Source organism: Paracidovorax sp. MALMAid1276 (genome assembly GCF_049198005.1).
Lineage (GTDB): Bacteria > Pseudomonadota > Gammaproteobacteria > Burkholderiales > Burkholderiaceae_C > Acidovorax.
In genome coordinates this window covers 1-11,637 of the sequence record NZ_JBMIRS010000141.1, presented here as the reverse complement: position 1 = coordinate 11,637, position 11,637 = coordinate 1, and the positions used below count along the sequence as shown (strand labels likewise).

General features: G+C 64.5%; 8 protein-coding genes and 1 pseudogene. 6 read left to right on the top strand and 3 right to left on the bottom strand.

The annotated features are described in order from the left end of the window. Positions 1-116: 116 nt before the first annotated feature. From ACOQFS_RS09640 to ACOQFS_RS09630, 3 genes are all read right to left on the bottom strand, one after another. Positions 117-1,229, bottom strand: a complete 1,113-nt coding sequence (locus ACOQFS_RS09640; RefSeq protein ID WP_421562676.1) for a sensor domain-containing diguanylate cyclase — start codon at positions 1,227-1,229, stop codon at positions 117-119. A gap of 250 nt (positions 1,230-1,479) precedes the next feature. After that, the gene (locus ACOQFS_RS09635) at positions 1,480-2,061 is read right to left on the bottom strand and encodes a hypothetical protein (protein ID WP_421562675.1); all 582 of its coding nucleotides are present in this window, start codon (positions 2,059-2,061) and stop codon (positions 1,480-1,482) included. A 75-nt stretch (positions 2,062-2,136) separates the two neighbouring features. Beyond that, a complete protein-coding gene (locus ACOQFS_RS09630; protein ID WP_409832474.1) occupies positions 2,137-2,355 on the bottom strand; it encodes a CsbD family protein in 219 nt (72 codons plus the stop codon). A 418-nt stretch (positions 2,356-2,773) separates the two neighbouring features. Here ACOQFS_RS09630 and ACOQFS_RS09625 point away from each other — a divergent pair, with 418 nt between their 5' ends. The 6 genes and pseudogenes from ACOQFS_RS09625 to ACOQFS_RS09600 all read left to right on the top strand — a co-directional run. After that, positions 2,774-4,807, top strand: a complete 2,034-nt coding sequence (locus tag ACOQFS_RS09625; RefSeq protein ID WP_421562674.1) for a DUF1800 domain-containing protein — start codon at positions 2,774-2,776, stop codon at positions 4,805-4,807. Between the two features lie 45 nt (positions 4,808-4,852). After that, positions 4,853-6,310: a DUF1501 domain-containing protein gene (locus ACOQFS_RS09620; RefSeq protein ID WP_421562673.1), complete on the top strand. Its 1,458-nt coding sequence runs from the start codon at positions 4,853-4,855 to the stop codon at positions 6,308-6,310. A gap of 135 nt (positions 6,311-6,445) precedes the next feature. Continuing rightward, complete coding sequence (locus ACOQFS_RS09615; RefSeq protein ID WP_421562672.1) at positions 6,446-7,291, top strand: RHS repeat-associated core domain-containing protein; 846 nt, start codon at positions 6,446-6,448, stop codon at positions 7,289-7,291. Next, positions 7,291-7,803: a hypothetical protein gene (locus ACOQFS_RS09610; RefSeq protein WP_421562671.1), complete on the top strand. Its 513-nt coding sequence runs from the start codon at positions 7,291-7,293 to the stop codon at positions 7,801-7,803. The genes ACOQFS_RS09615 and ACOQFS_RS09610 overlap by 1 nt, the downstream gene beginning before the upstream one ends. 217 nt (positions 7,804-8,020) lie before the next feature. Next, positions 8,021-9,031: an IS5 family transposase gene (locus ACOQFS_RS09605; protein WP_421562670.1), complete on the top strand. Its 1,011-nt coding sequence runs from the start codon at positions 8,021-8,023 to the stop codon at positions 9,029-9,031. Positions 9,032-9,454: 423 nt separating this feature from the next. Continuing rightward, a pseudogene (locus ACOQFS_RS09600) lies at positions 9,455-11,637 on the top strand (hypothetical protein); the annotation flags it as partial.

Here is an 11,637-nt window from a genome sequence, read left to right as displayed (position 1 = left end):
CAAGCTCAGCCCGAACGGATGGGGGGCAGGCATCTGAGGCATGTACATAGTCAGGCAAAACACGCTTTAGCGCTTATCCCATAAGCGCTGATAGCTATAAAAAATAGAGCAACCGCCTACACCAGCACCGTGCGGTTGCGGCCCTCGCGCTTGGCGGTGTAGAGCGCGGCGTCCAGCGTGCGCAGGGTGAGGTCCAGCGGCCTCAGGGGGTCGAAAGCGGCCAGGCCCATGCTCACGGTCAGCAGCAGCGGGGGCTCCACGCCGGGCACGGGCTGCAGCGCCAGCGCAGCGTGGATGCGCTGGGCCACGGCCTGGGCCTGCTCCAGGCGCGTGGCCGGCAGCAGGGCCAGAAACTCCTCGCCCCCCCAGCGGCTCACCACGTCGGCCGCGCGGAACACGTCGCGGCACAGGCCGGCGAACAGCTGCAGGGCCTGGTCGCCCGCATGGTGGCCATGCACATCGTTCACGCGCTTGAAGTGGTCGATGTCCATCATCAGCAGGCAGGCCGGCTCGCCACCGCGCTGCAGCAGCGCCAGCTCTTGCCGCAGGCGCTCGGTGAACGAGCGCCGGTTGGCCAGCCCGGTCAGCGCATCGGTGTGGGCCAGCACGGACATCTGGCGCCGCGCTTCGTCCAGCTCCACCAGCATCTGGCCCTGCCGCTCGTTGGCGCGCCCAAGCTCCAGCAGCCGCACCACCTGGCGCCCCAGCGCCGCCAGCATTTGGCGCTCGCGCTCGCCCAGGTCGCGCGGCTGGTGGTCCAGCACACACAGCGTGCCCAATGCGTATCCGTCCGGCGTGACCAGCGGGGCGCCGGCATAAAAGCGCAGGGGGTGCGCCTGCGTCACGATGCGCATGCTGGCAAAGCGCGGGTCTTGCGCCAGGTCCGGCACCACGAACACGCCGGGCTGCAGCAGCGCGTGGCGGCACACGGACTGGTCGAGCGGGGTCTCGGGCGGCATGTCGCCCACCACGGCCTTGAACCACTGGCGCTCGCGGTCCACAAAGCTCACCAGCGCCACGGCCGCGCCGCACACATGGCCCGCAATGACGGCCAGCTCGTCGAAGGCGGGCTCCATCGGGGTGTCGAGAATGGCGTAGCGCGCCAGCGCCTGCAGCCGGTCTTCGTTTTTCGCCAGCGCGTCGGCGGCCGCCCCTGCGGCTGCGGCGGCCGCAGCAAGGTCTGGCGGGGCGGGCAGGTCGGCGGTCGATGCGTCGTGGGTGGGGAGCATGGCGGGCAGTGGCGTGGCGGGAAAAGTCAGCATGCCACAGCACGGGCGCCCGCGCACCGGGGAATGCAGGGGTCAGGGCATGCACCGCCGCATCGCGTCATCGCGCCATCGCGCCATCGCGACGGAGCGTGCGCGCCTTGCACCGTGCCGTGACGCAAAAACGCCCCACACGGGGGCGTCTTTGAGATGGCGCCTGGCGCAGCGTTGCCGGATGCTCTCTGGCTCGCTGTCTGGCAGGCAGGCTGAACGATCAGCTCTTGCCGTACATGCGCTTCATGTCGTCCACGCAGGCCGACTTGGCATTGCCCGACATGGCGTCGCAGCGCTCCTTGGCGGCCTTGTAGTTGGCGTCGTTCTTTTCGGTGTTGGCTTCCTTGCGCACCTCGGCCACGTTGGCGGCCTTTTCGGCGGCGCTGTCGGCAGGCTTGGCCTGGGCAGCGGCCACCTTGGCGTCTTGCTTGGCCTTCACGTGGGCGGCCTTGGCGTCCTTCACGCACACGTCCTTTTCATTGCCCTTGAGGTCGTCGCACTTTTCCTTGGCAACGTCGTAGGCGGCGTCTGCGCGCTCTTCGGCAACTTTCTGGGTGGCCTTGGCGCTGGGCTTGTACTGGGCTTCCAGCTCGGCCTTGGCGACCTTTTCCTTGCCCTTGGCTTCCTTCTGGCAGATGTCCTTGGCGTTGGCCTGCAGGGCATCGCACTTCTCCTTGTCGGCCTTGTACGTGGCCTCGATGCTGTCCTTGGCGGCCTTGTGCTCTTCCTTGGTCATGGCGAAGGCGGAGGTGGCCATCAGGCCGGCTGCCACGGTGGCGATCAGCGTGCGTGCGAATTTCATGGTGTTTCTCCTCGGTGTTCGATACGTTTGTTGGGTTTTCGCGGTGACTTCAAGATTCCGGCGCGTGGCGCGGGATCAGTCGTTGAAGCGGAAGTCGGGATGGCGGTCCTGCCATTCCTTGAGCTGCTTTTCAGCCGCATCGCGGGCCAGGCCCTGGCGCTCTTGCAGCTTGCCCAGAAACTGTTCGCGCTTGCCATCGATCACGTCGAAGTCGTCGTTCGTGAGCTTGCCCCACTGTTCGATCATCTTGCCCTTGAACTGCTTCCAGTTGCCCTTGACGGTGTCTTCATTCATGGTGTGCATCCTCAGAAAATTCGCTTCAGCCATCCACTCGGAATGCGTGGAACTACTTGCGTGATGCGATGGGGGTGACTCTAGAAATGAATCCAATGGCCGCCCGTAGGCGATGCAAAGCAGCGCGCGTCAGCACCGGCCTACGGGCCTGACAGCGGCCGCCGATGGGGTGATGCGCCGCCCCTATGAAGCGCGTGGAAGCGGACACTTTCACGGCCTGCGGCGCGGCAATAAACCGTTACAACCCTGGCCCCAACCTCCCAAGTGTTGCGGCCGCCCATCACCCGCCGGGGCGGATTTGTAACGGCCTCCCTGTGGGCGTTTCGTTTGGTAACGCTTGTGTTGCCGCGCCGGGGTGCGCTTGTGCTGAAGTGGCGGCTGCGCGCGGCGCACAGCGCGTGTTTCACCCCACACCACCATGCAATACACACTCGAGGAGCCTCGCGCGGACACCCCCGCCGCCGAGGACACCGAGGGCCCGACAGCGGCCCCGGAACACGCCACCACCCCCACGGCCCACACCCACACCACAGCAGGCGGCCACACCCCTCTGCTGACGGCACTTTTTGCATCCACGGCGCTGGCCGCCTGCGGTGGCGGGGGCAGCGACGGCAACGTGCAGGGCGCAACCCCTGCCGCCCCCCCCCCCTCTCCAGCCCCATCGCCCGCGCCTGTGAGTCCCTCACCCAGCCCAGGGCCTGCACCATCACCGTCCCCTGCGCCAACCCCCAGCCCCGCGCCGACCCCCAGCCCTGCGCCTGCACCCAGCCCTGCGCCCGCGCCGTCCACCCCCACGCTGGGCAACTACGCCTACCCTGCGGCCGGGTCCGACCAGGAGGCCGCGCGTTTTCTGCTGCAGGCGCAGTTCAGCGCCTCGCCGGGCGACATTGCCACGCTGCGCTCCATGCCCTATGCCGACTGGATCGACATGCAGTTCAGCGCCGGCATGGGCCAGCGCGGCTGGGACTGGCTGAACCAGCGCGGCTACGCCACCATCGACAGCGCCACGTCTTACTACGACAACAGCTACCCCGGCGACTACATGATCTGGAACCAGCTCATGACCTCGTCCGACCAGCTGCGCAAGCGTGTGGCGCTGGCGCTTTCTGAAATCTGCGTGGTGTCGCTGTCCGGCATCGACTTCAGCTGGCGCAGCCACGCCATCGCGCACTACTGGGACCAGCTGGCCACCAACGCCTTCGGCAACTACCGCCAGCTGATCGAAGACGTGACGCTGAACCCCGCGATGGGCTACTACCTCAACACGCGCGGCAACCAGAAGGAAAACCCCGCCACCGGCCGCCTGCCCGACGAGAACTTTGCGCGCGAGGTGATGCAGCTCATGACCATCGGCCTGGCGGCGCTGAACATCGACGGCACCGTGCGCCGCGACGGCGCGGGCAAGCCCATCGACAGCTACACGCAGAGCGACGTGACCAACCTGGCGCGGGTGTTCACGGGCTACGACTACGACCAGTCGCAGAACACGCCCACCACCGTGCCCGGCACCACGCGCACGGTGCCCAGCACCACCTTTGCGCGCCTGCCCATGGCGCTCAACGCCTCACGCCACTCCACGCTCGACGCCACCTTTCTGGGCACCACCATCGCGGGCAGCACGCCCGGCGCGGCAGCCCTCAAGACGGCGCTGGACACGCTGTTCAACCACCCCAATGTGGGGCCCTTCATCGGCAAGCAGCTCATCCAGCGCATGGTCACCAGCAACCCATCGCCCGCCTATGTGGCGCGGGTGGCCGCCGCCTTCAACAACAACGGCGCCGGCGTGCGCGGCGACCTGCGCGCCGTGGTCAAGGCCATCCTGCTGGACGACGAGGCACGCGCGCCCGCCGGCCTCACGCAGCCCGGCTTTGGAAAGCTGCGCGAGCCTATGCTGCGCTTTGTGCAATGGGGCCGCACGTTTGGCATCCGCTCCACCTTTGGCAGCTGGAAGATCGGCAACCTGGGCGACCCCGGCACCCGCCTGGGGCAAAGCCCGCTGCGCTCGCCGTCGGTGTTCAACTTCTTCCGGCCCGGCTATGTGCCGCCCTCCACCGCGCTGGCGGCCACCGGCGCCGTGGCGCCCGAGTTTCAGCTGGTCAACGAAAGCAGCGTGGGCGGCTACCTGAACTACATGCAGGGCGTCATCCGCAACGGCATCTACGTGAACGCGCCTGACCAGCCCAACAACGGCAGCAACACCAACAACGGCTACGACATCAAGGCCAGCTACAGCAGCGAACTGGCCCTGGTGACCGACCCCGACGCGCTGGTGGCCCGCATCAACCTGCTGATGTGCGCAGGCCAGCTGTCTGCCGCCACCGTCAAGCTGATCACCGACGCGCTGAAGTCCACCAACGTCACCGCCGCCAGCACCGACAACGCCAAGCTCGACCGCGTCAGCGCCGCCATTTTCCTGGTCATGGCCTCGGCTGAGTACCTCATCCAGAAGTAAGCCGCCGGGCTACCGATTGACCCCCCACACCCGTAGGCCCGCACCATGCACCTGCTCCAACCCGAACTCCACACCCGCCGCGCGTTTCTGCGCCGATCCACCCAGCTGGGGCTGGCGGGCACCGCCCTGCCGTTTGCGCTCAACCTGGCAGCCCTCGGCGAAGCCGCCGCCTTCACCGCCACCGACTACAAAGCCCTGGTCTGCGTGTTCCTGTACGGCGGCAACGACTATGCCAACACCGTGGTCACGTATGACGACGCCAGCTACAACCGCTACAGCGCCATCCGGGGCGGCGGTGGCGGGCAAACGGCCGGTGGCATCGCCCTGGCCAAGTCCGACCTGGCCGCCACGCTGCTCAACCCCACCACGGCCCTGCCCGGCGGCCGCCAGTACGCGCTGCACCCGGCCATGACGGGCCTGGCCGGCCTGTTCAACAGCGGCAAAGCCGCCGTGCAGCTCAACGTGGGCCCCCTGGTGGTGCCGCTCACCCGCGCGCAATACAACAGCTCGGACCGCGCCAGCTACCCCCTGCCCCCCAAGCTGTTCTCGCACAACGACCAGCAATCGGTGTGGCAATCGTCTTCGCCCGAAGGCTCCACCGTGGGCTGGGGCGGCAACATCGGCGACTTGGCCCTGTCGTCCAACGGCAACTCGCTGTTCACCTGCATCTCGGTCACCGGCAACGCCGTGTTCCTCTCGGGCGACTCGGCCCTGCAGTACCAGGTCAGCACCAACGGCGCCGTGGCCATCAACGGCGTGAAGAACAACGTGTACGGATCGACCGCCGTGCGCGCGGCGCTCACCTCGCTCATCCAGCAGCCCAGCAGCCAGACGCTGGAGAACGAATACACCCGCGTCACCGCCCGCGCCGTGGCGGCCGAAGGCCAGATCACCAGCGGCCTGGCCGGTGTGACGCTGAACACCGCCTTCCCCACCGGCAACTCGCTGGCCGACCAGCTCAAGATGGTGGCCCGCCTCATCGGCGCCCGCAACACGCTGGGCAGCAAGCGCCAGGTGTTTCTGGTGTCGCTGGGCGGGTTTGATTTGCACGACAACCTCATCGCCCAGCAACCCGTGCTGATGCAGCGCGTGAGCGAAGCCATGACCGCCTTCTACAACGCCACCGTGGAAATGGGCGTGGCCGACAAGGTCACCGCCTTCACCGCATCCGACTTTGGCCGCACCCTCAGCTCCAACGGCGACGGATCAGACCACGGCTGGGGCAGCCACCACTTCATGGTGGGCGGCGCCGTCAAAGGCAAGGCCTTCTACGGCAGCGCGCCCCCCGTCAGCAACACCAACACCACCGCCCCCGAAGACCAATGGCATGTGGGCCAAGGGCGGCTGCTGCCCAGCACGTCGGTGGACCAGTACGCCGCCACGCTGGCGCGCTGGTTTGGGGTGTCGGCCACGGAACTGCCGGAGGTGCTGCCCAACATCCGGAACTTTGGGGCGGCGGCGGGGCGGGCGGACTATCCGGTGGATTTGGGGTTTATGGCCTGACCTGAGAGCCTTCAAACCCTCACGCACGGCGGGCACTACTGGCTGCGCCTGTGGAGCCCGCAGACCGACAGCCACCAGGCCCAGGGCTGGGCGTTTGTGTATGCCGAAGACGGCAGCCTGCTGGGCGAATACCCGATGGAGCCCAACCCCGCCAGCCCACCCACGCTGGGCGCCCAGCACATCTGGCTGCCCACGGCCAGCGGCCCCCTGCCGATTGCGGTGGTGGGAGAAGGCAGGCAGTATGCGGTGCATGCAGACCACCTGAACACGCCCAGAAGGCTCACGCAGGAAGATGGGCAGGTGGCCTGGCAGTGGGCGTACTCCGCGTTTGGGGATGAGCCGCCCACGCAGGCGGCCCACCGGTTCACGGGCGAGACGACGAACCCCAGCACGGGGAGCACCGCAGTCCCGCAGGTGAACTACAACCTGAGGTATCCGGGGCAGTACTTCGACAAGGAGTCGAATCTGCACTACAACTACTTCCGCAGCTATGACAGCCGGACGGGGCGGTATACGCAGGGGGATCCGATTGGGTTGGAGGGCGGATTCAACAGATTTGCCTACGTGGACAGTGACCCACTAACTTGGACAGATTCCGAGGGTCTTAATCCACGCGGTTTCTCCAGAAGACCTGTGGAAATAATGCCACTTGAAGGTGGTGGGGGTGGAGTGAGCGGAGGCGGAAGGCTGCCACGATGGAATCCACCAGCAGGAGAGGGTAAGCCGACGTATAGACCAAATCCCGCCCACGATCCTAATCGCCCTCTTCCTCGAAAAACCCCTGAGCCGTCTGATTGCCGGGCTGTTTATGATCGATCAGTACCCGATAGTCCGAATTCGCCCAGGCATTGGTGGGGAAGAAATGATGAGGGGCAGTACTATAGATTTAGCAATACAAACGATGGATCGGCGCATTATTCAGGTACTTTTCCATCAAATAGTAATTTGATTCCACCATACGTCAGAGGAAGGCTGGACTGATGATTTTTGGCGATCAAAAATACTTTGCTATAGAGTGCCTAATGTTGAAGGGGGATCATGATTACAACTTAATTAGGACAAGAATTATCTTCAAAAAAATACATATAGGAAATTTTGAAGAATTGGCGGTGAGTGGGACGATAATTTTGGCGATAACATCTTTTTTGAAGTTTGGCGATCATCAAGTCGGGGAATTTCAATCAGAAGAAGAGATGTACAAAAAAATATATAGTGAGATGTATGGAGATAAGTGGAAGATTGGATTAATGGAGAATTTCAGAGATAAATTTTCGTTGCATGATATTTTCGAGCTTTCGATTGCTGATGAGGGTCACATCATGTTGTTGGTTCGTTTGCCAAGCGGAAAATCAAAAGTTCTGCTTGGAGATAGGAGTGGGAAATATAATGAATATATCGATTTGCCTACAGGTTATGTGGAGAAAATTCTAGGAGAAATTCAAATTTGGATTGAAAAAGAATCGCAAAAATTGAGATTTGATTCCGCTATGTGAGCGGTCCTCCGCGTGGCTTTTGCTGCCCAGGAATGTCTGAGAAGTTGCTGGTCTTATGTCTTACGCTTTTTCCGGCCTGCACCATACCAAAGCGCGCACCTCTCAAACTACGTCATGCAGCTGATTTGAGATTCCTAAATTGATAGCTGCTAGGGATCCTCTGCACGAATCCCTCATTGATGTGCTTGCAAGGGCCTGAAGCCCAGACAATACGGGCATGAAGCAAAGCAGCCTGGGCCTGAGCAACACCACCAAGCGCACACGGAAGCGCGAATTCCTCGATGCGATGGAGCTGGTGGTTCCCTGGGCCGAACTGGTGGCACTGATAGAGCCCTACGCGCCCGAGAGTGGACGGCGGGGGCAGCAGCCCTTTGCGGTGCAAACACTGCTGCGCATCCACTTCATGCAGCAGTGGTTCAAGCTCAGCGACCCGGCCATGGAAGAAGCCCTGCATGATGTGCCAGCCTTCCGTGACTTCGCAGGGCTGTCCCATTGGGACGAACACATCCCCGGCGAATCGAGCATCCTGCGCTTCAGGCACCTGCCGAGCATCCTGCGCTTCAGGCACCTGCTGGAGCGCCACAAGCTGGCCGAACAAATCCTGGCCACGGTCAACGCACTGCTGCAAGCCAAGGGTTTGCAATTGAAGGCGGGCACCGTGATGGATGCCACGCTGATTGCAGCGCCCACCTCCACCAAGAACCAAGGCAAGGCGCGAGACCCGGAGATGCACCAGAGCAAGAAAGGCAATGAGTGGTACTTTGGCATGAAGGCCCACATCGGGGTGGATGCCGACTCGGGCCTGGTGCACACAGTGCGGGGCACGGCTGCCAACGTCTCGGACGTGGTCGAGGCCAATAGTCTGCTGCATGGGCAGGAGACAGACGCCTTTGGCGATGCAGGCTACCAAGGGGTGGACAAGCGAGCAGATGCCCAGCAAACCGCGCGCTGGCACGTGGCCATGCGCCCAGGCCTGCGCCGAGCGCTGGACAAGGACAAGCCTCTTGATGATCTGATCGACCGACTGGAGCGCACCAAGGCGCGCATCCGGGCCAAGGTCGAGCATCCGTTCAGGGTGCTCAAGCAGCAGTTCGGATATGTGAAGGTGCGCTACCGTGGCCTCAAGAAGAACACGGCGCAGATCGTCACGCTGTTTGCGCTGTCCAACCTGTGGATGGTCAGGCACAAGTTGCTGGCGATGGGACAGGTGCGCCCGCAACAGGCGTAATACCCACGAAATTGGGGAACTGCTTCCCCCAGGAGGCGCCTGGAGAGCGTTAGGTCGCCTTGCCGGGGCAGGCTTTATCTCACGGACGGGCGTAGCTCACTTCCAAGTGATTCGTGCAGACCTTCCCTAGAGGGGAGTCAAGGTTGTCCTGGTAGCTTGCAGACCTATGCGCCTTCAGGTGTGCAGCGCAAAACGAGCATTCGCTGGAATACCTCCCAGCGAAGACCATCCATGGTGGCTGAACCGGGCAGATGGCTCAGCTATGCATACCACGGCCTACCCGCGCCCAACGATGCCAGCATCGCCACCCAGTGCGCGCCCCCGGGGGCAGCACTGCGTGACGATTTACCTTTGGCGCTGCTTTGCAAATTCACCGTTCAGGAAACAAACGACCCAGATGGTGGACTTGGTTTCCTTGCCACTGTGAAGGCTGGAGAGGCCGCACGTACGTGGAGCTGGACCTACCACCCCTCAGGCCTGGTGGCCACCGAAACCGCCCCCAACGGCGCAGTGACCAGCTACGCCTACGACAGCGCAGGCAACCTCACCCAGTCCACCAACGCCCTGGGCCACGTCAACACCTACACCCACGACGGCGCAGGCCGCGTGCTCAGCCACACGGCGGCCAACGGCCTCGTCACCACCTACACCTACGACGCGCGGGGCCGCATGCTGACCAGCAACGTCGGCGGCCTGGTGTCCACACTCACCTACCGCCCCAGCGGCCAGGTCGCCACCGCCACCTTGCCCCACGGCCACGTCGTCAGCTACCAATACGACGACGCCCAGCGCCTCACCGGCTGGACGGACAACCGCGGCGCCAGCGCCACCTACGTGCTCGACGGCATGGGCAACCGCACGTCAGAGGAAATCCGCAATGCCCAGGGCCAGCCCGCCTGGCAGCTTGCGCGCAGCATCAACAGCCTCAACCGCGTCGCAAGCACCACCGCAGGCCCCCAGGGCGCCACCACCTACGGCTACGACGCCAATGGCGACCACACCCGCACCACCAACGCCCTGGGCGAAGCCACCTACTACGGCCTGGACGCCCTGCGCCGCGTGCAAAACATCACCAACGCCCAAAGCGCCACCGCCAGCCTGAGCTACAACGCCCTGGACAGCGTCACCCAGGCCAGCGACTTCAAAGGCGTGGCCACCACGTACGAACGCGACGCCCTGGGCAACGCCAAAACCGAAGCCAGCCCCGACGCCGGCACCCAAAGCGCCCAGTACGACAGCCTGGGCCTGCCCAGCAGCGTCACCAACGCCCTGGGCCAGGCCAGCACCATCGTGCGCGACAGCCTGGGCCGCCCCACCAGCATCACCCACGCGGGCGGCGCAACCGGCGTGGCCAGCCAGACCATCACCCTGCGCTACGACCTGCCCGGCACCGCCTACAACCAGACAGGCCAGCCCAGCGCCAGCAAAGGACACCTGAGCGAGATCGTGGACGCCAGCGGCACCACCACCTACCAACGCGATGCGCACGGCCGCATCGTGCGCAAAACCCAGCTGCTCAAAAACGGCAACACCCGCACCGTCGGCTACGCCTACAGCGCCAGCACCGGCCAGCTGCAGAGCATCACCTACCCCGACGGCAAAGTGCTGCAGCACCAGTACGACAGCACCGGCCAGCTCAGCGCAATGCACTGGAACCACCAGCCCCTGGTCAGCGCCATCACCTGGAACCCCCTGGGCCAGCCCACCGGCTGGACCTGGCACCTGCAAGGCAGCCTGGGCAGCACCACCTTGAGCGTCAGCCGCAGCTACGACACCGCAGGCCAGCTCACCCACAGCGAAATCGCCAGCTACCAGTACAACGCCGCAGGCCGCATCGACACCCTCACCCAGCACCTGTGGCAGCCCGCCACCAGCAACCCGCTGGAGCACAGCGTGCACGAAGTGCCCACCACCTGGGCTGTGCAGTACGACACGGCAGGGCGCATCACCGGCTTTGCCCGGCAAAACACCGCCCCCGGCCAGGCCACGGACACCACCACCTACCAATACGACAGCAACGGCAACCGCACCTCCAGCACCAGCGAACGCAGCGCAGGCGGTGCGGCCGCCACCACCGTCACCACCAGCCGCAGCTACAACACCGACTCCGGCCACAACCGCCTGCTGGGGTTTGAGCAAACCCAGACCGCCACAGACCCCGCCACCGGCCAAACAAACACCGCCAGCACCAGCGTGGCCTACAGCCACGACGCCGCAGGCAACCAGCTGGGCGACGGCCTGGCGCACTACCACTACGACAGCGCAGGGCGCCTGGCGCGCACCACGCTGGGCAACGGTGCCAACGCCCCCAGCGTGCACTACGCCCACAACGCCCTGGGCCAGCGGGTGTTCAAGACCGATGTGATCTACAGCGCAGGCACCACCGCCAGCCAAACCCAGTCAGCCCACCAACCCCGCATTGCCCTGCTCGGTGACGAGGACGACGATGAGGACTTGCAGGGCCAGTCCGGCGGCCTGATGCAAACCCTCAAAAACTACTGGCTGCGCCTGTGGAGCCCGCAGACCGACAGCCACCAGGCCCAGGGCTGGGCATTTGTGTATGCCGAGGACGGCAGCCTGCTGGGCGAATACCCGATGGAGCCCAA